Origin of the sequence: Kutzneria sp. CA-103260 (assembly GCF_018263855.1) — a bacterium.
GTDB lineage: Bacteria > Actinomycetota > Actinomycetes > Mycobacteriales > Pseudonocardiaceae > Kutzneria.
Genome location: NZ_CP073318.1, coordinates 2,674,031 through 2,696,868, shown reverse-complemented (window position 1 = coordinate 2,696,868; position 22,838 = coordinate 2,674,031). Strand labels below are relative to the sequence as shown.

Below are 22,838 nucleotides of genomic sequence, written 5' to 3'. Positions count from 1 at the left end.
TGTTCACGAAGCGCGCGGACTCCTCGAACGCCGAGATCACGGCTTCCTGGAACCGTCTGCCGACGCAGAAGGCCCCGCCGACAAACCGGGTGCCACAGTTCAGAGCATGCGTCACGCACTTGGATCGCTGTCTGAGGAACCGTCGGACAGGTTTTCGACGTACTCGACATCCTGCTCGCTGAGCGCGACGCACTCGGCGATCAATTCCTGCAGTTCGAACACGGCTTCCCCGATCTTGGACGAGGTTGGCGCCGGGTAGCTCATGGTCATCGCGTCCACAGTGGGCACGATGTCCACCAGCACGTTCACGCCCAGCCGGGGCAACGCGTCCATGCCTTGCCAGGCGGCCGTGAGATCGGTCAGCGCGCTCCTGAGCTCGGCGTAGGCGGTGCCGTTGAAGCCCTCGTTCATCCGCAGCGCGACGGTGAACCTGTCCCACGTCACCAGCAGCCGGTCAACCTCGGCGGACATCAGTGAAGTCCAGCCGGGAGAGCGTTCGGGATCTTCGATCTGACGGTAGCCGACGCCGCTCAGCCGCAGCCGCAGCCGCTTGGAGGCAATGCGATCTTGTTGGTCGCGTGCGACCGGCGCCGAAGCTGGGCACGGGTGAACTCTCCAACCGTCACGATGGCGGGGTGCGCTGGTCGGCGGGACCGCACGACGTTCTGCGGGTGTGATCGCCGGAACCGGACGATATGGCCTGCCGCCACATCGTCAGGGTTGATGAGCTCCTCGTGCTTGGTCCATCGTCCGAACACGGCGTAGCTGGTGTAGCGGGGGTTCTGCAGGATCGCGCGGACGGTGCCATCCTGCCAACCGTCTGCGCGGCGATGCCGGTTCTGTCCTGGCCGCCTCGCCGAAGGGCAGCCAATGCCATCCTGGCTGAGACCGCGGGCGATGGTGACCTCGCCGACACGTGAGCCAAGACATGCCGCTGGGACCCGGCGCTCCCGCCGTTGTTCACCGCCTTCAGCCGTCGCCGTTTCCGACATCGACACGGCAGGATCCAATGATCCTCCACGGCTGTTTGGTGTCTCGCATGAGACGCAGGACCCGACCGGCGGGCTGAACACACAGTCGCCAGCCTGGACTTGGACATTGCACCGTCGGAGAGGTCACGACATAACCTTCACCGGGCGTGTTCACTACGTATCCGGCGCTCACGGAGAATGGCGCCGTGGTGAGTTGGCCAGCATAATACGAGCTCTCCTCACATGGCCGCGGCCCAACGCGCCCAGTCCCCTGACCACCTCGTCGACGACGAGCAGTCGGGCAGCGAACACCAGTGACCCGTTGCGGCGTGCCGAGGCGGGTGCGATGCGCGGACGGTGATGATCTCGATGGTTCGGGTCACCCTATCGGCAACGCATCGACCATGCGACGTGCGCGTGGACGAGCAATGTGCGTCTGACCGTGCCGCTCACCGAGCGGCAACAACGGGTCGTTCGCTGGATTGCCGACGGCTGCCCGGCCGGGGTCATGACGGAGCACGCCTACAAGATCACAGCCCGGGGGGTTGCAAAGCCGCCGACTCGTCGCGATCAGCACCAAGAACAGCGTGTGGGCGGCGACCGTGACTGATGCCGGGACCTCTACTCCAGCACGGCGCGTTTCCATCGAGGCGGCCGTTGTCCCCGCACACCAGCAACCATAGTCGCGCGAAAACACCGACATGAGCGCCGTCGATCACGCCGCCACGAGAACGCGCGCTCTCCCCCACGGCGCAGTTGGTGGCCGATGTGCTCGCCGCCGGCGGCCAGCTGACGGTGACCCAAGACCGGGGCTACTACCAGGAACTCGAGCGCGTGGTGAGGAGCGCCAACCGTTACCGCAAGACACCGCCCGGCACGCGCCTGGTCCACAACATCGTCTACGACAGCGAACGCTGGATAGCCAAGCGGCATCACGTAGTACAGCTAGCGGAAGGGCCTACGGGGACCGCCGCCTCCCTGCTTCCCGTGCCGGTCCCCGACGAGGTCAGAGGCTGTGGTGGAGTACCACCTCAGTTGGGCATGTAGCGGCCTTGGCCGTTACCGAGAGGCGGTCAGACACGGCGAGCTGAGGTTCCCCCGAAATCTCGGAGGGATTGGTTACCTGGCTCTTGTCGAGGTCCCAGGGATCATAGATGGCTCGCCGTGTCCGGTTTGGGTGGTGTGCCAGGCGGCTTCGTACTCGTCAGGGCTGAGCCAGCCGAGCTGCTTCTGGATACGGTCGGTGTTGTACCAGCCGTCGACATAGCCGAAGATCGCGTTCTCGGCCTCCTCGCGGGTGCGCCACGAGTGCCGATACACCAACTCGATCTTCAGCGTGGAGAAGAAGTTTTCCATCAACGCGTTGTCGTAGGAGTCACCCACCGAGCCCATCGACGGCAGAATCCCGTTGTCCGCCAAGCGTTGCGCGAACCGGAACGACGTGTAGGTCGAGCCGCGGTCGCTGTGGTGGATCAACTGGCCGTCTCGCACGTCGCGCGACCAGATCGCGTACTCCAACGCTCCCAGCACCAGATTGGTATCGCAACGGTCGCTGGTCTTCCAGCCCACGATTCGATTGGAGAACGCGTCACGGACCGCGGCCAGCCAGAACGCGCCCGCACCGGTTGGGATGCGGGTGGCGTCGGCGACCCACAGCCGGTCCGGCGCCGAGGCGGTGAAGTCCCGGTTGACCAGGTCCGGCGCCGGTGTGGCCCGAGGATCCCGCCGGGTCGAGGGGATGCGCCACTTCTTACGCAGGAACGCGCCCTGCAGTTCGTGGGCGCGCATCAGCCGCTCCACCCGCTTGCGGGACACCCGAACCCCGCGCCGGCGCAGCGTCGCGTGTACTCGCGGGCTGCCGTAGGTGCCGCCGGAGGTGGTGTGGATGCCGACGATCTCGGCGACCAGCGCCTGGTCCTGCCGCTGACGCGGCGACGGGTCGGCCTGGCGGCGTAGCCAGCCGTAGTAGGTGGACGAGGCGACGCCGAGGACCCGGAGGACGGGCTCGACCCCGAAGCGGCCACGAAGCTGACCCACGAGCTTCACGACCGTCGCCGGGTCGGGTCGAGTTCCGAGGCGAAAAAAGCGCTCGCGGCCTTAAGGATCTCGTTGGCACGCTTGAGTTCCGCGTTCTCCCGCCGCAGCCGGCGCAGTTCCTCTGACTCGCTGGTCGTGGGCCGGTCGTCCCGCTCGCCGCGGTCGGCCTCGTCCTGGCGGATCCAGTTGCGCACCGCCTCGGGGTGCACGCCGAGCTGTTCGGCCAACCGGCGGATCACCGGCTTCGGATCCGACTCCCGGTACAGCCGGACCGCGCGGGCCCTGAGCTCGTCGGGGTACTTCTTCGGTGCTGCCACGGATGACTCCCTTCAGGCCCTATCGGACCATGTTTGAAAGTCTCCGAGCTACCGGGGGAACCTCAAGCACGGCCTGGCCCTGGGTCACCGTGCTGGCGACGTGTCTGGCGAGGGGTATGCGTTGCGTTTGCTGGCACAAGTATGGCAACGGTTGGGAGAGCACGCGACGACCATCGCACTCTGCCGAGAGACGATCACCCTGGGCCGAGTCAGAGAGATCAATTTTGTCGAGCTCGTCGCCGAGCCGTTGGACATACTGGCTATGTCCCTGCAGAACACCGGGTAACGTTCTGAAGCTACCCGGTGCTGGCAGGAGGCAGCCCGCCTTTTCGACGAGTACGGTGACCCGGACCGCGCTATCCAGATCCGCGAACACCTCGACGCGCTGAGAGCAAGTCACGACTGAACCCCACAGCCTGATCCCCCTCTGCCAGTCTCGCGTGAGACACCAGTTGTTGCCTGTTACACCTGCCAGGGCGAGACGAAAGTTCCTGCTCAGTGGCCATCATCTACGGCTCCCCTGCAGCAGACGACCGAAAGGCTGTGGATGGCTGACCGGGCAATCTGGTACGTGTCCTACGGTTCCAATATGCACGCCGACCGACTGGCCATCTACTTGTCCGGCGGCACCCCACCGGGCGGAAATCGAACGTATCCGGGCGCGCGCGACCCGCGCCCACCCCGCCGTAGCGCCGCGGTCTGGCTGCCCGGCGGCGTGTACTTCGCGACCCATTCCCCCGTCTGGCACGGAGGACGCGCCTTCTACGACCCGACACTACCCGGACAGGCAGCAGCACGCGGCTGGCTGATCAGTACCCAGCAGTTCTCCGACATCACCGCGCAGGAGATGTACCGCGAGCCCGGCGTCGACCTGGACCTGGCCGACGTCTTGACCACCGGGCGCGCCCAACTCGGCGACGGCAGATACGAGACACTCCTGTGTCCCGGCTATCGCGATGGTGTGCCCATGGTGACCTTCACGGCCCCGTGGCACGCAGCCGACGTACCCACCGTCGCACCGTCGCTGCCCTACTTACGGATGCTGGGCGCAGGGCTCATCGCGGCGCACGGCTGGGATGCCCATAAGGCCGCCGTATACCTCGCTGGTCTCGACGGCGCAACTGCGTGGCGACCTGACAGCCTCGCCCACCACCTTGACGGCACACCGCGTCTCACGATGAGTCGGGAGTCAGGCACAGGGCCGTGAGTGCCAAACGTGGCCTCCTAACAGACCCCGCCGCCGACGGACAGCCAGGATGGATAGAGAGTTCGACCGCACACTGGAATGCGTCGTAGCGCACAGCCAGGCCAAGGCGCGCGTACAACGCCTCCACGGCCACGTCGTTGCCCCCGTTCAGAGTCTCTTCGACATCTCCCAACCGTGTGACAAGCCTCCGGACCTGCGACGGACTCAGGCGTGGCTGGGCGGCCGCGCTGGACAGTGCAGCCTGCGCGGCTGCTCGCTGCGCCTGCATGCGGTTGATGCCGTCCACCATCGCCACCGGGTCGACACCGCTCGCTATCGCGTTGCGAAATCGGCGCAACCCTGTCTCCGCTTCAACCAACGACCGCGAGGCGTCCTCGACCGTCGAGCTCGACGTGGCGGTGGTCTGCGAGGCCACAAGGGCCGACACGGTCTCGTCGACATGGTCGGGGGCGAACAGGGCGACCAGCCAGCGATCAATCACGTCCCGTATCAGCGACTCCCGGATGTACACCGTCACCGGATGCCACGCCCGCACTGGCGAATCCGGCCGCAGCGTGCGCACCAGACAGCGATAGAACACCTCACAGGGTCGTGTGCCCGCTTGCATCTTCCGGCCACACACCGCGCACCGCAGGCGTCCCCGCAGCACGTACACGCGTGTGGTGGTTCTACCGCTACGTTCCGACCCCGACAGCGCTGCCAGCCCGCCGGCTGCCTTCGCTCGGCGCCGCAACTGCACCAGGGTGAAGTCCTCCACGTCGATGATCGCTGGGTGTGCGCGCCGGAGGGAGCGGACCACCTTGCCCGGCTCGGAGCGGCGGAACCGCACCACACAGCCGGCGGCAACGTCGTCCGGGTCCAGGAGTTTCTCGTACTTCGTCCACCGTCCGAAGACGGCGTATCCGGTGTAGCGCGGGTTGTTCAGAATCGCCCGCACGGTACCGCCCTGCCAGCCGTCCCCGCGTCGGTGGCGGTTCTGCTCTGGCCGGCGCGCCGAGGGACACGAGACACCGTCGCGATTGAGCCCCGCCGCGATCCCCCGGTCCCCCATACCGTCCAGGCACTCGGCGAAAATCCGCCGAACCACCCGCGCCGCCGGCTTATCCAGCGCCAGCACCCGAAGACGCTGCCCCAACGCCGCCCGGCTCGGATTGGGGTGCGGACCACCGTCGACCACCACGTACCCGTAGGGCGCCCGGCCGCCCTGATGACGGCCCTCGTTGATCACCTGAGCGTCCATGGCGGCCCGCACCCGGGCCTGCACGTGTTGTCGCTCCGAGGCGCTCATCCCGCCCAGCACGCTCATCAGCATCGTGTGCGACGGGTTGCGGGCGTCGAACCGGCCGCCCAACTCCGGCACCCACAGATCCACACCATAGGCAGCCAGACGTGGAGCGGCCAGCGAGAACTGGTTACCGAACCAGCACCGCGTCCCCTCCCCCACCACCACCGCGGTCCAGCGCCGATCCGGGTCCTTCAACGCTGCCAACAACCGGGACGCGGCCGGACGCCGTTCCCACGGCACCGACCGGGACTGCCCGACATCGAAGAATTCCTCCACGACCACCGCGCCGAACGGTTCGATGAACCGCCGCGCGGCACCCACCTGCCAGCCGCGCGAGGTCCGCGGATCCTGCCTGTCCTCGGTCGAGCACCGCCCATAGAACGCCGCGGGCCCCACCGTCCCGTCCACAATGTCAACGACCTCGATACCCATGAGATCGTCCAGGGTCGCCCAAGGATCACGATGTGGAGCGAAGGCCACTTGCCCTCCCCGTCGTGAGGGGCGCCACGCTAGGTGTGGAGCGTTTACTTCTCCGGACAGCCGATGCCTGAAGCATCGGTCAGTGATACAAGGCAATTCGTGATAGCTGAGCATTGCCCATGTTCGGCGACCGGCCCTGATATCGTAGGCTATCACTGCCGCCAAGCTTGCGCACCTGAGATCGCGGTTGACTACCGCCCCCTAACATCGGGCCTATCGACCCGCTTCAGAGGCAACACGGTACCCGGGTGTTGATTTCAGCGCGCCACGAACATCGCCCTCGATGGAATAAGCCACGGTAGGCGTGCCGATACGTTGCGTCGATACGCAGCGACCCGCCGATTTCATGAGTTGAGCTCACTTGTGTCGATGCCACGTCCACCCAGCGGAGACCGAGACGAGCGGCGTACATCTACCTGCGCCGCGCCACGACCGGCAGCGTCAGGTTCTACACTGGATCGTCGATGACTGCACCGATGAGGCAGCAAGCGGTGACGCCTACCCAAATACCGCCCGAAAGCCACCGAGACGACGCCTCGTCAAGATCAGCAACCGGCATCCCTCCACCGCACCCACACAATGACACCCCCTTGATCAGTTCCGACTCGAGGGCGGAGCGATCTACAGTCCCGGAACGGGTGCATCACACAGAGACCCACGGCGTTTCGCATGCAACGAGGCAGCGTCGTCAAGCCTCGGAAGTTGACGATCATTTTCATTAAACGGCAGAGGGTGTGTTCACCTCCAAAAAGCCGGGGCAGCTCACCGAGTGTGTACTTTCCGGTTTGGAGCAACTCCAGACTCAAGACGACGAACCAGGTCTGTTCCAACGGGAGCAACTGGTGCCGGGCGTACGGGTAGCCGTCATCGGCATCAGACCACAGCTGCTGGCCCCTCAGACGCGCCAGTATAGAGGTCGGAGATCACCGTCGAGGTCGAGTGCTTGCTGTTGCGGCTGGCGGCTACTTCGATCCCGTAGTCGACCTGGCCTAGTTCGAGCTTGACGCGAAACATCGGCACCAGCACACCCGCACGGTGCAGTTCATGTAGTCCGGTCAGATCCAGGTCCTGTCCCGCATTTCCACCCATGCGCATGCGCCGGTGTCCGGCCTCCGTGAGGAACTCCTCGGGCGTCAGCAGACGGACCTGACTGAACGGCTAAGGCAGCCCGAGCAGGTCGAGGCTCAACGGCTTGTGGTCATTGCACGGACGACCGTGGGCCGGAACCTGAGCGGCGACGGACGGGTAACCCGCGCATCCTCGCTGATGGCACGGACGAGAATGCCGGTACCGCGCGGTGCGAGAGGATGATGGGCCAGCCATGGGAAGCTGTGGTGTGACCAACGGGGATACGGATCCGGAGCTGGTGCACAACACCGTAACGGGCGGGGTGTCTGGGCTAGCGGTGCAGGCCGGTGAGATTCACGGCAATGTCGTGTTCCACCACCACGAGAACTGTCCCGCGCCGAGCGTGCCGGAGGCTGGGACGGTCGTTGCCCGGCTCGCAGACCCTCCGGTCCCCGGCAACGAGGTGTTCGTCGGCCGTGACGCAGAGGTCAGTCAACTTCTCGCCGCCCTCGCGCCCTGCACCGGAGCCGAGGATGGGGCCGATCGCGCTACATCGGTGGTGGTGTCTGCGGTGGCCGGGATGGGGGGCGTCGGCAAGTCCGCCCTGGCTCGTCACTGTGCGCTAACCGCGCTGCGCTGGTTCTCTGGTGGGGTGTTCTGGATCGACTTGCAGGGCTACAGCGACGGCGGCCTCGTGACGGCGGCGGCGGTGTACTCCCCGCTGCTCCGCCGGCTGGGCGTCCCGGCCGACCGAATTCCTGACCAAACCGATGAACGCGCCGCTGTCTACGATCAGGTGCTCCGCGACCTCGGTGCCGCCGGGCGACCGGTCTTGCTTGTGTTGGACAACGCCTCGACCGCTAGCCAGCTGCAAGGGTTGCTGCCAGCCTCCGGCGGCCACCGGGTCGTGGTCACCACCCGCGACACCCTGGCGCTCCCCTCCGCCCGGCGTCTCGCGCTGGGCGTCCTGCCTCTCGAGGACGCAATCACCATGCTGGACCAGAGGTTGCGGTGGCACAACCCCGAGGACGATCGTGCCCTCACCGACCCGGTGGGCGCGGCGCGCCTGGTACGAGCCTGTGGTGCGTTGCCGTTGGCGCTACTGATCGCCGCTGGCCTGCTCAACGACGAACCACACCTCGATGCCGACACCCTGGCCGGTCAACTGGACCGCGCGAGTACCGATGGGTTCGCCCACGGCGAGACCCGACTCGACACGGTGTTGACCGCTTCCTACGAGCGAGTGCGCCGTCGGGCCCCGGACGCTGCGCGATTGCTGTCACTGATCGCGCACGCGCCCGGCATCGACGTCTCCACGGAGTCCGCCGCCGTGCTGGCCGACACCACCGTCGACCGTGCGCGGGCCTTGCTGCGGGTCCTGCTCCAGGCTTACCTGCTCACCGCTACCGTGCTTGATCGATGGCGCGTGCACGATCTGGTCCGACGCCACGCCGCCGACCACGCCCGGCCCGACGACGATGACAACATCGAGGCTGCCCTCACTCGTCTACTCGACTACTACTGCGACACCACGCGGGCTGCTGACACCCACGTGCGCATGTTGCCCGACGATGCCGTGTCGGAACGATTCGTCGACCGGGAAGAGGCACTGGCTTGGCTGGATACCGAACATCCCAACCTCGTCGCCACGGTACAGCTAGCCGCAGGCATCAACTGCCACACCCACACCATCAATCTCGCCCTCGCGCTGAACAAGTTCTTGGGCTGGCGCCGACACCTGCTCGATCTGCTCACCGTCCAGGAACTTGCCCTCGAAGCCGCCCACCACGTCGGTGATCCGTACATCCTGGCTGACGCCTGGAACGACGTTGGCTTGGCGCAGCTCAACCTGGGCCGAATCAGCCAAGCCATTTCCGCATTCCAGCAGGCCCTATGCATCTGCCTCGAACTCGGTGACAACCATGGCAGAGAAGGCGCGGTGTGGGGCCATATCGGCCTAGCCCTGTGGCATCTGGACCAGTTCGAGGAGGCTATCGCAGCACACCAGATCGCCGGCGACATCTTTCATGATCTCGGCAACCGTTATGGCGAGATCACCGCGTGGCACAACCTGGGCCTGGCGCTGGTCGGGACGGGCCGGTTTGAGCAGGCCGTCGCCGTGTTCCAGCGCGCCCTAGACGCCTGCGTCGACGACGTCGTCGTCCGCCATGACGCGGGCATGGCGTGGGGCGGCCTCGGATGGGCGCTGATCGGGCTAGGACGGCCCGAGGAAGCCGTTCTCGCACACCAAACCGCCCGTGACATCTTCGCTGAGCTCGGAGATCGCCACCATGAGAGCACTGCGTGGCACAACGTCGGGTTGGCACTGCTCAAGGCGGGGCGGTTCGGAGAGGCCCTCACCGCCTTCCAACGCGATCTGGACATCTGCCGTGAGCTCAGCGATCACGACGGTGAGGGCGTGGCATGGGGCAACATCGGTTCGGCGCTGATGGAGGCTGGCGAGTTCGACGAGGCGCGAGCGTCGTGGAACCGAGCGCTGCACACATTCCAGGGTAACAATGACACAGACGGGGCCGACTGGATCCTGCAACTTCTCGACGACCTGGACAACCGCACCGCAACGCCGCTCTCACTCTGACGCAGTCGACGGCCCGCCAATCCGCCTTCGGGCACCTCCTGCCGGCATGACAACTCTCGCTAAAGACGAGCAGGTCGCATTGGGTCTGACGCTCGCTACAGCCGCCGCAGTGCCGACCGGGTGCTCCGGTCGGTGTCCTGGGAACGCCGCCCCGAGGTCAACCGCCTTCTCACCGCATTGAAGATCCACGAGTCGGGGCTGGAGCGCGGTCCTGATCGGCGAGGGCACACGCTGCTGGTTCGGCAACCAGTTCTCGCTGTTCGCCCCCGCGCGTCGCTGCCTACGAAGTCGACCTGTGGGTGCCGCAGCTGGGCGGCCGCTTCGACGCCCGCACCCCCACACCATGCTGATGAGCGTGCTCGGCGGCATGAGCGAGTCCGAACGCCAACACGTGCAGGCCCGAGTCCGTGCCGCGATGGACAACCAGGTCATCACCGAAGGCCTGCACCAGGGCGGACGCGCCCGTACGGATACACCGTCGGCAACGATGGCCCGCACCCTAACCCGGCCAAAGCTGCGGTGGGCCAGCACCTTCGCGTGCTCGCTGTCGACCCGGCCGCCGCAATGGTAGTGGGCCGCATCTTCGCCGAGTACCTAGACGACCGCAGTCTGCAAGGGGATCGCGCCATCGCCGCCGGCCTCAACCCTGACGGCGTTCCGTGTCCGTCGGCGCATCGGCCAGAGCAGAATCAGCACCGTCCCGGAGACGGCTGGCAGGCCGGCACCGTCCGAGCGATCCTCGAAAACCCCCGATACACCGGGTACGCATTTTTTGGACGCTGGGCCACGTACGAAGCGCTGCTCGACCCCGACGATGTCGCCGCCGACTTCGTCGTGCGTTTCCGACGATCCACGCCCGGCCGGCTTGTGCGATCCCGCGTCCCGGCCCATCCCGCGATTATCGACGTCGCCGACTTCACTCTAGTCCAACTGCGACGCCGGAGCAGGGCAACCGGCGACGGCCGTGGACGCGGTGCCACCGAACGCGCCGGCAGGACAACCCAGCGGCGCTACCTGTTCCGAGGTCGGCTCCGCTGTGCCTTGTGCGGCCGCAAGATGCCGGCGAGCCCGCGCGGGGAACGCATCTACTACGGTGCAATCTGCGGACCCTCGCACCTGACGCCCACACACGCGCCCGCCATCCCCGCACGGTGAACATCCGCGAGGACGACCTCCGCAGTGCCGTCGACCGCTGGCTGACCGATCTATTCGCCCCCGCCAACGTCGAGGCCACCATTACACAGCTCGTCCGTGCCGACGAGCAGACGCAGGCCGAACGCACGATCGCCGACACACAAGCACGGCTGACACAGGCCCCAAACACGGATCCGTGAGCTTCCAGGACGCCATCGCGGCCGGTGTCTCACCAGATGCCGTCGCGGACGCAATCAACGTGGCGCAGACCCAGCGGGCAACCGCTCACGCACAGCTTGCGGCCGCGACCCGCACCCCAGTCCTCATCGCAGCCCAAGCCCGCGCACTCATCGACGACCTCGGCGACGTGCGTGCCACGCTCGACGACGTGGCACCACTGGCTGTGGACCGCCTGTACGCCACGATCGGTCTGCAGATCTGCTACGACCCGGTGTCCCAAGACGCGGAGATGGCCCTACACCTGGCAGCACGGACACAGGCAGGTCGACTGCTCGGTCCCCGCGCTGAACTCATCGCACGACGCCCAGCTGCCAACCGCGGATAGCAGCGCCATGCAATACCTCGGCGACCCATTGGCCTCAGTCAGTCATCAATGTCCTGTCCGTCAGCAAGCCGACGACGTGGGCAGGCACCGACTGCTCAGCGAGGTCAACGCCGGTGATCTCGTACTCGGCGATTGTGTCTAGCAGGTCGGCGACCCGAACCCCGAGCTCGTTGTCGATGACGGCCTCGGGTGCGCGTCCGCCGGCATCGCTTGTCTGGCTGGCCAGCCAGAAGCCGAGCTTGATGTGGACTCTGCGCAGCGTCCGCAACGCCGCTGCGACTCCATCCGTCTGCGCAAGCAGTGACTCGTCCCCGACCGCGCGGGCGAATCGCGCTAGGTCCTCACTGTCCTCCGGGCCGTACACGGTGCCACGAATCCAACTTCCAATCGTCGCGGCCGACGTAATTCGGGTACCAGTCATCCGGTCCAGGATCGCCTGCTGGGTGAGACCCGGGAGGCAGCCGGCCTTAGCGGCTCGCTCGTGCCAGAAATCGATCACCATCCGCAGCGTGCGGTACTCCATCCGTTCGGACAGCTTGTCGGTCAACGCGAAGCGGAGGTCGGTGCGCGCAGCTTGGTCGACCAGCAGCAGCCTGTCTCCGGCCGTCAGCGACTTCGCCGCTACCCGCGCCAGCGACGTGCCCCGGCGGCGAGTAAGAATGTCGTTCGCCGGTACAAACAGCAGTTTGGGCCCCTCCGTAGAGTGGACATATATCGCGATTGCCGTCACCGGACCGTCGCCTTTCACGCCATCGCTGCGCATTGGCGACTGATCCTCGTCATGCGGCGCGAGGCGTGCCAGCACGCTAGCCACATCGACGGTAAACGGCTCCCACACCTGCTCGTCCGCGCCGGTGAGCTCATCATCGGTCAGCGCCCGGCGCACTTGTCCCTCTACCACCTTGAGGCCCGCAGCCGGATCGAAGTCCGTCAGGCCGACGCGCGGTGCCATCCCGAGCCGCGGCGCAGACACCTGCACTGTCTCCCGCCGCAACGCGCCCATCCGAGCCTTCGCAGCGCTTACCTGTTGAAGAACACGGTGCCCCTCAACCGGACCGCACGCCAACACCGTCACCCCACCCGCCGGAGGTAACGCAAACACGCTCGACCGGCTGCGTGGCAGACGACCAGGCACGCACAGCTCCGCAGCCACATCGATGGCGCCGCGGCCGAGCTCAGCCAGCGTCCACACTTCGACCAGCCGGTCCCATCCGAGTGGGGTGGCCGGCGACTCATGCAGCGCCTGCACCAGAACGACCGCTGCGGTAACGCCGCGCACCAGCACGATCCCCGGTAGCCCGGACTCCACCCGTTCCCGCGCCCAGTCGACGATCTGGGCCGTACGAGGCTGAGCCTCAGCCACCTTGAGTGCGGCTGCCAACGCGTCGGCCCATCGGTGCCACGCATCCTTACCCGTCTTAGGAGAATGCTCGGCGAACGAACGTGCCGTATCGACGGCGGTATCGAACCGGATCCGGTATGGGTTCACGCCCAGATGCCGGTCGAACGCAGATGGGGCGGTCGGCAGCATCCCCAGGCCATGGAACACGCGGTACGCCCACAGCAGCCCAGTAGCCCGCCCAGACGAGCGAGCTCCTTCACTACCAAGCTCGCCGCACAGCACTCCAGTTGCCCGCCACAGCACATCGAGCATCACATCCAAGTCACCGCCGCGCTGCGGTATACGCACCTGCACCTCGGCTGCGGCCACGCCACGCAGCGCATCAGAACCTGCGAGCAGCGGGTCAGCCCCTGCAGTGCGCGGTGGGATTGCCGGCTCGGCCAGCGCGGGAAGGCATGCGGCGTCCCAGCCCCACACGACACCGCCGGCCTCCCGCACCAGGTCCAGGCCAGGGTCGTACGGATCCTCGGTGAGATATACGACCGGTACGCGGACACCAGCGCGGTGCAGCAGTCCGCGCAGCGCATCCGGCTCGACCGCGTCTGCGGTGACGATCAGGCCCTCAAGATCTTCCAACAGCACGTCGAGGCGTGCAGCTCGGCCGACAATGTACAGCCGCCCACCGGTGTCACGGCGAGGTTTCCCGATCACGAAGGCCCGGCCGTCGCCGGTGAGGCCTGCGCGCGGTACGAACGATGCCAGCTGTTCGGCCCGGAATGTCAGCTCGTCGTAGAGGCTCCGGTCGACGAAACGGGTCGATGCGACCGCGACCTCGACATCCAGCCGACCACGCTGCAGCACAGCACCAACTACGGCCGCTGCTCCCAATAGCACTGCCGAGGAGTCTGAACCTGGCGGAAGCACGACGCCGAGCGGCACCCGTGCGGTCAAGGCGGCATCCGCCGCCTCCACCAGTTCCATGTCCAGATTGGTCGGCGCAAACGGCACCCACGTGCTGTTCCGGCGCCGGCCCAACACACCGGAAGCCACCGATTCGGCCAAGCCGCTGTTTCCCGTCACTGGCACATCGAAACGGTAACTGTCCCAGGACGATGCTCACGATCGGAGGCTTGCCGACGATGAGTCACCGCGACACCATCGGAGACCGCCAGAGCTTTGACGTCGGGGGCCAGTCAGTTGCAAGGGGAGGCTGTGCGTGCACGAACCGGACATAGGTGACAGTAAAGATAACAGCGGCAAACCGCCATCGCGGCTGGCGGAGTCGGTGGGAGCGGAGGACGAGGTCGGCAACGCTGGACTCACGTCAGAGGAAGTCAACGGCCTGCGTCACGCCAAGCTTGCCCGGATCGCCGCGCGAGCCATCACGCAGGACGACCTGCTCGCAGAGCTGTCCCGACTGTCTGCCCGCGAAGGCGCCAACGTGCACCGGCAGCTGGCCATGCGCAGCAACGCGCCGCTCCCCGCGGTCGCCCGTGGCGTTCGCATGATGCTGACCAGGACCACCGAGACCGAGGCCTGCCGAATCCTCCACGACTGCTTCCACTCAGGGGTCCTGGTCACGGCCGAGACCGCCGACTTGTCCGATGAAGAACTCGCCGCACTGCTGAACGGCGAACTCGACGGGCTCAATCTCGACCCTGGTGACAACCTCCTCCAAGACCTGCGCGACGTGGAAAAGTTCGGGGTCACGCCCGCCACGCGGGCAGCTGCCTGGTCCGCGATGGTCTCCCGCGGACACGGCGGCGACATCGCCGCGCTCGCCTGGTTAGTCGCCGATCCGCCCACCGGATGGAGCGATACGCACCGAGCGGCGGTCGCGCAGGCGTGGGCCAGCGTCCGGGCTCGCAACCCACTACTGCCGGAGAATCCGCTCACCGTCGACGAACTGGTGGAACTCGCCAACGAGATCGTCGACGACGACGTCGCCAGCACTTCACCCCCGTCGGTTCTTGCCGCGCCAACCGACGCGGATGCCAGCGAAGGTGAAACGACTGAGGAACTGGACCGCGGCGGTACCGGGGAAGACGATCTGGACCGGCTGCGGATCGAGGTCGACGCGCTTGATCGACTTCGGGCAGACGTCGCTGAACGTGACCTACCAGCCTTGGCCCGAATCGTAGAAGACGCCACGGTCGGGACTGGCCAAACGCTCAGCCGGCTTGTCGAGTACTTCCAGCGACTGTCCCAGCTGGCCGACGCCGTCAGCGCCTCGGTCGGTCCGGGCGGCCCTGGAGCCCTGAGCACGCTGGCCGGATTGCGCGACACCGTCGACACTGCGATCGCGGCCCGCTCCACGAATGCACTACTCGACCGGGTACGTCGCCTAACCACGCTTCGCGCCCCGTCGTACGCCGAGCCGGATGCCCGGCGAATCGCTGAGCTCGCTGGCTCTGTCGATCAGCACACCGAGCCTGCGCTACTCGCCGCCCTAGACGCGCTTGTCACACTAATCGACCTCGGCGGAAGCGACCCGGCCCAGGACATTGAACTCGGCCGGGTGGTCAGCTCCGCGCTACCGAACACGTTGTCGCTGCTCATGCTGGCAAGCAAGCCCGGCACCCTCCAATTTGCAGGTGGCGTCCCCATAACCACCTCCAGCCGGGAACCCGACAGGGCTCACACTCCTGAGGCGGACGGCGAACCAACGGCGACCACCCTGACCACCGCGCCGTCCGCCGGCATAGAGGCCGCCGTCACGAACACGAGCCCGCATCAGAAAGACAACAACGCCCCCGCTACCAGCGAGCCCACGCCCGCCATGGGGGCCACCAATCAGGCCGCCGCGGCGGGCACACCGACTGGAACGGACGAGCCCGAGCAAGCCGAGACTCCGGCGGCCGTCGAGCCCGACCTCGCCGAAGTTCTCGCCGGACTCGACCTCACCATCCCTGCGCCCGTCGTTCCCAGATCGCCTCAGACTCGTCCCACCACCCGGTCCGCGGCTGGGATTGTCGCCGCAGAAGCACACGCGACAAGCGGCGAATCGGGAGCCACACCTGACAACGCCTGCCCACAGACCACCGACCCGGTCGAACTGCGCATCGCACTGCTCGACAACGACCAGTTCGCCCTCGCCTACTGGCTGACCGTCGCCCAGGACGCGCCCCCAGCGATGCAAGCCGCGTACCGGCTCGCCGCCCACGCCACCGCCATTAAGACTTCCACCGGCGCGAACGCCGCCGCATTCGCCGAAACGGTTAACGCGCTCAACCCAGACGAGCTGCACGACCACCTCGGCGCCCAGATGCTCGTCTACGCCGCCGCTGTCCGCGCTGGGCTGCTGTCACCCACCGCCGGTGCCGCCGGGCCCCTGCGCGACATCGCCACCAGCGTCGTGCGTACCAGCAGCGCCGTCGGTCAGCTCACCGATGTGCTGCTGACTGGCATCTACAACGGCGCATACCTGACGCCCCGCAGCGCCGACCCCCTCGCCGAACCCGCCGAGGCCGGCTCCGACCTGGACGCTCTCCCGGTCGCGGCCAGCGAGATGCTCACCAACGGCGCCGCCCGCACCATCAAGTACCAGGCCGCCACCCAACTATGGCAGAACTGGATCTCCCCCGAGGGCTACCTTGGTCGGCCCCTCGCCACCGTTGCTGCTGGCTCCACCGCGGCTGCCGACCTCGCCCTGGTCCGTGAGCGGGTCGCCGAACTGCGGTCCCGCACCGTCCTCGACGCGGCGGTGGATCGCGACGCTCCCCGGCTTCAGACCAAGCGGACCCACCGCATCGAGGCCCGGGCCCGCAGCAAGATCTTGGATTGGGCTGGTGAGGTCGCCGAACTGCTGTCCCGCTGGATCACCGCAGTCGAGGACTACACCCGGCCGGGCAGTCGCGGCACCTGGATGACCGACCCAATCACCAACCTGCGCGGCAAGGTCGCCGCCGTCCGAGACCATGCCCTCGCTGACCTGGCCGACGTGTCCGACAGTGGCCTGCCCGCTCGTAGGGCCGCACTCGACGCAGGACTACGGATACTCACCGACGCCCTCGACCTGCTCGCCGGCACCGCGGCGGTCACCGGCCCCGAACTGTCCGCCGAACGCATTCTCGGCGGCTCCCTCGTCCTAGCCGCCGACCTTCCGCTGACCAACAGCATGCAGCCGCTGCGCGCCGTCACGGTTGACGACATCGCCGTCGCCGGTGCCGCCTGGCGCGGCGGCACAGAAAGCTGGCAGGCCGTCTTCGAGCAGCGCGCTGCCCGGCACGACCATGTCGGGACTCTGCTAATCCTTGAGATGCTTCGTGGCCTCGACCCGAAACTCGCCCAGCAGTTGCGTGCCACCCGCGACCAGGCCGTCGACGAGGCCACGCGCCTGCTCGACGAGAAGGTGGCCGCCATTACCCGCCGCATCGATGCCGACAGGCGTTTCGGTCGGCTCTCCGACGACGACTGGGTCGACCTGTCCACCCTTGCGCGCGCCTACCAGCCAAGCTCGCGCGGGCCGCGCAGCGACTTCGACCGGATGCTTGTTGAACTAGAAGCGATCGAAACCGACCGGCACGAGAGCGCTGACAAGACCGTCGCCGCGTACCGCGCCAAGATCGACACCAGCACAATGTCGGACGAGGACGCTGATCGCGTCATGCGCTGCGTCGACGACGGTGATCTGTCTACAGCCGCCGAATACGTCGAGACGCTCAGCGCCGGGCATAGGCTGCCCGGTCCGGAACAGCAGATCGACCACCTGGAGTTGTTCGCCACGACATTCCCTGCGCTGTTCGGCCGGCAGCGGCCCGCGGTGGGCGCACATCCGCTGCTCGGCGAGCTGCGCGACCTGCTCAACAGCGGCACCGCCCCGCCGCAAGGCCCACTCGCCGACGCACTTGCCGCTACCGGTATCGACCTGACTGCGATGCCGCGGGGCAAGACGTCTGCCACCCGCATTGAATCGTGGCAGCAGCTGTCAGACGGCAGCACGCTCGAGGCCCGCATCGGCAAGGTGAAAGCCGTCCTCGAACAGGCCGGATTCCGGTTCGACAAGTCGACGACCCCGCCAACCCGGCGCGGCCAGGGCGGCCGGCGCGGCATCTCCTGGCTGGATCTGCACGGCGTCACCAACACTGTGGGCAAGGCCCTCATCCCAGCATTCGGCACCGGCATGAGTCCGTCGGGGGACAGCCTGCGGCTGCTGGCGGTGTGGCGTTCCCCCACACCGCACGAACTCGTTGAACTGCTTCGTAACGAGCCGCCAGACCAGTCGGTCATCGTGCTGTACTTCGGCACCCTCGACCCGACTGGCCGGCACGAGCTCGCCGAGCAATTCCGCAGCGGCCGCAAACTCCCTACGGCCGCGGTTATCGACGACGCCGCTTTCGCCTACCTCGCCTGCCAGCAGTTGGCCAGCCGCGAGACCACAATGGCGATCACGCTCCCGTACACGGCCGCCACCCCGTTCACCCCTGACGTGCCCGGCGTCAACATCCCGCAGGAGATGTTCTACGGCCGCGCCGAGGAACGCGACAAGGTCGTCAACATGATGGGCCCGTGCGTTGTGTACGGCGGGCGGCAGCTCGGCAAGTCTGCGCTGCTACGCGCGGCCGAGCGCGAGTTCGACAATGGCCGCACCAAGCACGCTCTCTACGAGTCGATCTTCAAGATCGGCCGCGCCCAGCCGGTTGACGCGGTGTGGACCACGCTGTGGCCGCTACTCGCCGCCAAAGCCATCATTCCAGCGGAGGCACCGATTCCGGCCATGGACGTGGCCAGCGCGCTGAGCAGGCACGTCAGCGACTGGATCGCCGGCCGCCCCGGACGGCAACTGCTCCTGCTCCTCGATGAATGCGATGCGTTCCTCGATCAAGACGCGGCCGCGACCTCCGGCCGGTTCACGCACGTCACCCTGTTCAAGGAGCTGATGGAACGCACCGACCGCGCGGTCAAGGTCGTCTTCGCTGGCCTGCACCAGACCGCACGGTTCGAGCGGCTGTCGAACAACCCGCTGCCGCACCTGGGCGACCCGGTCCGGGTAGGGCCCCTCGCTCCGCAGGCCGCCTACGACCTGCTCACCAAGCCGCTGCATGCCCTCGGCTACCGGTTCGCCGGCACCGACATTGCCGCCCGCGTTCTCGCCCTGGCGAACAACCAGCCGGCGCTCATCCAGCTGTTCGGCACCCGGCTGCTGCGCAATCTCGCCTCGGCGCCGCTACCGGCCACCGCCCCGCCGCGAGTCATCGCCCGCGACGACATCGAACAGGTGTGGCAAGACCCAGCGCTGCGAACCTCATTCCGGAAGCGGTTCGACTGGACCCTCGACCTGGATCCGCACTACAAAGTCATCGCCTACTGCGTCGCGCAGAACGCGCACGCGTTCGGCATAGGCGCCACGATGAGCGCGACCGAGCTACGCTCCGAGTGCGAGACGTGGTGGCCAGCCGGATTCGCAGCCAAGGACATCCGGACCAGTGAGTTTCGCGCCTTGCTCGACGAGTGCGTCGACCTCGGGGTCCTTTCCCGCACCGCACGAGGTTACCGGCTGCGGACCCCGAACGTGCTCGATCTGCTCGGCAGCCGCGAGGACGTCGACGAGGTCCTCGCCCAAGCCAAGACCCTCGATCTGCCTGAGAGCTTCGACGGTTCCCTGCTGCGTCCCGTGTTCGGGGACGGTCCGACCCGCGGGCCACTCACCAGCCAGCAGCTGGCCGACCTGCTCGCCGCCCGCAACCAGGTGCGGCTCATAGCAGGGTCGCAGGCACTCACGGTGCAGCGCTCGCCGAGGGTGGTGGAAACCGAGAACGAGCACCCGGTTGGAGCGCGACGAAAGGCATACCTGCGCCACGCCACGCCGACCACACTCGTCAGCGTCACGCGGCAGGCCGTGTTTCGGGCGGCGAGCGGACACGCGCTCGTCATCGTCGATCTGCGGGACACCAGCGTCGAAGCCGCCACATCGGTATGGCACCAGGCGCGCGAATTGATCGCCGTTGGCCGAGAAGCCGGCGGCACCCTTGGCATCGTGCTCATCAGCACCCCCGCGCAAGCTCCGCTGTGGCCGGCCGCCGCACTGGACGTGGATACCTCAGCCGGGCTGACAGAGCTGCGTCGCTACGGCACGACCGACCTGCGGCTCTGGATGACCGAGACGCATCTCCCCTTCCAGGACACCGCCTCCCGCGCCGAACTGCTCGCGACTGCCGGCGGCTGGCCGGTGCTGCTCAACCGCGTCGCCGAAGAGCTCAACGTCCGCGGTGACCAAGGCAACCCGGCCGACGCACTCGAATGGCTGCGGGCTTACCTGGCCGATCCGGCACACGCTGCCGGCCTCCTCACCGATTCCGGGGTGCGGGTTGACGCAACTCTGTCCGCCGCCTGGGATTTCCTCGTCCAACTCGTCGACGCGCCCGCCGACCTGCAGACCCTGGCCGACTATGTCGAGATGCACGCTGAGTCTGGCGAGCAGGCCGCTGTCCCACTGCACCCGCAACGGCTCCTGGAAGCCGGGTACGGGTCGGCGCTGGAGGTCGTGGAGGTGCTACGCACACTCGGTGTCCTCATCCCGACTGGCGACGGCACCCTGTTCGTGGTGGAGCCGGTGATGGCCGCTGCTACTCGACGCGAGCAGCAAGGATGACTCTCAGCCCCTCGCAGTTGGTGGACGCCATCGTGCTCGACGCCGCCCAGGCGGCGCTGCGTACCGAGGCATACGCGGCCTCCGGAGCCGACCCGAAGAGGCTGGCCGCCGCAAACCGTGGACCGCTGCTGCTGGCAATCGCGACAGCTGGCGACCTGCGCCGGGAACTGGCCAGCCGCTACGCCGACGAATTAGGTGACACACCTGCGGCCGTACAGGCGCTGCTTGGTACTGATCCAGCCGCTGCCCGAGCCGCCGCGACGCAGCTCGCCACGCCTGGGTATGTGCGACGTCTCAACCGCGAACAGTCCCGCCGGGCCAACACAACCCAGTCGCTCCCGCAGCCAGTCCAGGCGACAGCGACTCCTGACCGGCGGGCCGACCGCCGGCTGGCGGAGACCCGCGCCGCCCGCGACCGGGCGCTCGTGCAGCGTGACTACGCACAGAGCGAGCTACGGACAGCCCGCCAGGAACTCAACGAGGCCCTTTCTGACCGGGACGAGGCCCAAGCGATCGTCGACGCGCTGCGGGCCGAACTGGACACCGAACGCAGCGCCGCCGCCAAACTGGCTGGGGACCTAGACTCCGCCGCCGCACTGCTTATCCGTTTCCTCGCGGGCCGCCCGCAGGACGGCGCGGCCGAGACCGTGGCGGCGGAGGACGTCGACCCACGCGGGCGCGAGGCCGGCGCCGGCCAACCCGGCCCCGCAGACCGCGATAGCCCAGACGCCAAGCGGCTCATGGAGGCGCTGATCGGTGCTGGGATTCCCCCTGACACGCTCGCCTCCGCGCTGCAACTGATGCTGGCACCTCCCTCCCCACCACCGACACCGGCGCTCACACAGCCACGAGAGATCGCGCTGACCCCCTTGGGCGGCGGCACCGAGATCGGCGGCTCCTGCATGCTGGTCACGGCTGGCGACGCTCGCATTCTCGTCGACGCCGGCATGCGCCCCAAGACCCGGATCGACATCGCGGGCCCCGAGCACATCGACATCGCGCTGGCCGGACACCTGGACGCCATCGTGATCACCCACGCGCACAACGACCACGCCGGCTGGGTGCCGGCCCTGACCGGCGAACACAGGTACCGCAACGTGCCCGTGTACTGCACGCCGGACACCGCTGCGCTGTTGCCGATCATGTGGAACGACTCCGTCAAGGTGTTCAACCGGACGCGCGCCGACTACGTCGAGGACGGTGAACCACCAGCCGAACCGCCCTACACACAGACTCAAGCCCTGGCCGCGCAACGCCGTATCCGGGAGCTCGACTACGGCCGGGTGGTCGAGGTCGGAGACGGACTGACGATCGAACTGTTCCGCGCAGGGCACATCCTCGGCGCCGCCGGTGTCGTCGTAGCTGCGGGTCCAAATCGGGTCACGGTCACTGGCGATGTCTCCAACCTCGCGCAGCGTTCCGTGCCCGGGCTGGTTGTGCCGGACTCGGCACGCGACTCTGACCTGCTGGTCATCGAATCTACCTACTGCCATGCCGACACGAACCGAGAGGCGGAAGTCGAACGGTTTGTCCGGCTGGTGGCCGAGGTCGTCGAGAACGGACGGGTACTCGTCCCGGCCTTCGCGCTTGGCCGGGCGCAGGAAGTCGCTCTGACGCTGCGGGAACGGCTGCCCGGAGTCCCCGTCCTCATCGACGGGATGGCCAAGCAGATCAGCCGCATCTATGAGCAGCAAACCGCGGACACGTCACGGCCGCTGCGGATCTACGGTGACCAGATCCGGGAGGTCGCACCCGACATGCGGGCCCAGCACCTGCGGACGTTCCGCCGCGGCGTCATCGTCACGACCTCCGGCATGCTTGCCGCCGGGCCAGCCGTGCCATGGGCCCGGTCGATCCTTCCTGACCCGGACTCGGCGCTGCTGGTGGCCGGCTACCAGGACGAGGACGCCCCCGGACGTGACCTGCTCGACCTTGTCGAGGGACGCCGGACCGGCACGTTCTGGCTCGACGGGGCTGACATCGAGGTTCACGCCGACGTGAGGAAATTCGGTTTGTCCGCACACGCCGACCGCCGCGGGCTGCTGTCGATCATGCGTGAGGTCGCGCCACGGCAGGTGATGCTCGTGCACGGCGAGAGGTACCACCAGCGGGGCTTCGCCCGCCATCTCGAGCGGTTGCGTTATGACGTCGCTCCCACCCGCCACTGGCAAACCTGACTAGGAGCTGGGCGCGGCGCTTGCGCAGCCACACCGCCGCGGCAGCCCACGGACCAGCATCACCA

Annotated in this window: 15 protein-coding genes; 8 read left to right on the top strand and 7 right to left on the bottom strand. The window is 67.3% G+C overall.

The features are described 5' to 3' along the window. Window positions 1–111 precede the first annotated feature (111 nt). The 4 genes from JJ691_RS11605 to JJ691_RS11590 form a co-directional block, all read right to left on the bottom strand. Window positions 112–471, bottom strand: a complete 360-nt coding sequence (locus JJ691_RS11605) for a hypothetical protein (RefSeq protein WP_211768783.1) — start codon at window positions 469–471, stop codon at window positions 112–114. Between the two features lie 59 nt (window positions 472–530). Next, complete coding sequence (locus JJ691_RS11600; protein ID WP_249227843.1) at window positions 531–1,010, bottom strand: recombinase family protein; 480 nt, start codon at window positions 1,008–1,010, stop codon at window positions 531–533. Between the two features lie 1,080 nt (window positions 1,011–2,090). Further along, window positions 2,091–3,008 carry an IS3 family transposase gene (locus JJ691_RS11595; protein WP_211768578.1) on the bottom strand — a complete coding sequence of 306 codons (918 nt, stop codon included), beginning with the start codon at window positions 3,006–3,008 and terminating at the stop codon, window positions 2,091–2,093. Between the two features lie 5 nt (window positions 3,009–3,013). Continuing rightward, window positions 3,014–3,325, bottom strand: coding sequence for a transposase (locus JJ691_RS11590; protein WP_211768579.1), 312 nt, complete (start codon window positions 3,323–3,325; stop codon window positions 3,014–3,016). A 589-nt stretch (window positions 3,326–3,914) separates the two neighbouring features. Here JJ691_RS11590 and JJ691_RS11585 point away from each other — a divergent pair. Further along, entirely contained in the window at window positions 3,915–4,532 is a 618-nt protein-coding gene (locus tag JJ691_RS11585; protein ID WP_211768782.1) for a histone deacetylase, read from the top strand. On the opposite strand, the gene JJ691_RS11580 is transcribed toward JJ691_RS11585, so the two are convergent. Both JJ691_RS11580 and JJ691_RS11575 read right to left on the bottom strand, forming a co-directional pair. Further along, entirely contained in the window at window positions 4,498–6,249 is a 1,752-nt protein-coding gene (locus tag JJ691_RS11580) for a recombinase family protein (protein ID WP_249227842.1), read from the bottom strand. The genes JJ691_RS11585 and JJ691_RS11580 overlap by 35 nt on opposite strands. A gap of 921 nt (window positions 6,250–7,170) precedes the next feature. Next, a complete protein-coding gene (locus JJ691_RS11575) occupies window positions 7,171–7,323 on the bottom strand; it encodes a hypothetical protein (protein ID WP_211768780.1) in 153 nt (50 codons plus the stop codon). Between the two features lie 310 nt (window positions 7,324–7,633). On the opposite strand from JJ691_RS11575, the gene JJ691_RS11570 reads away from it, so the two are divergent. The 5 genes from JJ691_RS11570 to JJ691_RS11550 all read left to right on the top strand — a co-directional run bounded on the left by JJ691_RS11570 (window position 7,634) and on the right by JJ691_RS11550 (window position 11,663). Continuing rightward, window positions 7,634–9,964 carry a tetratricopeptide repeat protein gene (locus tag JJ691_RS11570; protein ID WP_211768779.1) on the top strand — a complete coding sequence of 777 codons (2,331 nt, stop codon included), beginning with the start codon at window positions 7,634–7,636 and terminating at the stop codon, window positions 9,962–9,964. 343 nt (window positions 9,965–10,307) lie between these two features. Beyond that, window positions 10,308–10,535, top strand: a complete 228-nt coding sequence (locus JJ691_RS11565) for a hypothetical protein (RefSeq protein ID WP_211768778.1) — start codon at window positions 10,308–10,310, stop codon at window positions 10,533–10,535. Continuing rightward, window positions 10,529–11,119, top strand: coding sequence for a recombinase family protein (locus JJ691_RS11560; RefSeq protein WP_249228217.1), 591 nt, complete (start codon window positions 10,529–10,531; stop codon window positions 11,117–11,119). Before JJ691_RS11565 ends, JJ691_RS11560 begins: the two co-directional genes overlap by 7 nt. Beyond that, window positions 11,116–11,298, top strand: a complete 183-nt coding sequence (locus JJ691_RS11555) for a hypothetical protein (protein WP_211768776.1) — start codon at window positions 11,116–11,118, stop codon at window positions 11,296–11,298. Before JJ691_RS11560 ends, JJ691_RS11555 begins: the two co-directional genes overlap by 4 nt. Beyond that, complete coding sequence (locus tag JJ691_RS11550; RefSeq protein ID WP_211768775.1) at window positions 11,295–11,663, top strand: hypothetical protein; 369 nt, start codon at window positions 11,295–11,297, stop codon at window positions 11,661–11,663. Before JJ691_RS11555 ends, JJ691_RS11550 begins: the two co-directional genes overlap by 4 nt. 34 nt (window positions 11,664–11,697) lie before the next feature. On the opposite strand, the gene JJ691_RS11545 is transcribed toward JJ691_RS11550, so the two are convergent. Beyond that, window positions 11,698–14,091, bottom strand: a complete 2,394-nt coding sequence (locus tag JJ691_RS11545) for a DISARM anti-phage system protein DrmE domain-containing protein (RefSeq protein WP_211768774.1) — start codon at window positions 14,089–14,091, stop codon at window positions 11,698–11,700. Between the two features lie 130 nt (window positions 14,092–14,221). On the opposite strand from JJ691_RS11545, the gene JJ691_RS11540 reads away from it, so the two are divergent. Next, window positions 14,222–20,596 (top strand): hypothetical protein, encoded by a 6,375-nt coding sequence (locus tag JJ691_RS11540; RefSeq protein WP_211768773.1) that lies wholly within the window; start codon window positions 14,222–14,224, stop codon window positions 20,594–20,596. Continuing rightward, window positions 20,593–22,773: an MBL fold metallo-hydrolase gene (locus tag JJ691_RS11535; RefSeq protein ID WP_211768772.1), complete on the top strand. Its 2,181-nt coding sequence runs from the start codon at window positions 20,593–20,595 to the stop codon at window positions 22,771–22,773. The genes JJ691_RS11540 and JJ691_RS11535 overlap by 4 nt, the downstream gene beginning before the upstream one ends. Window positions 22,774–22,838 lie beyond the last annotated feature (65 nt).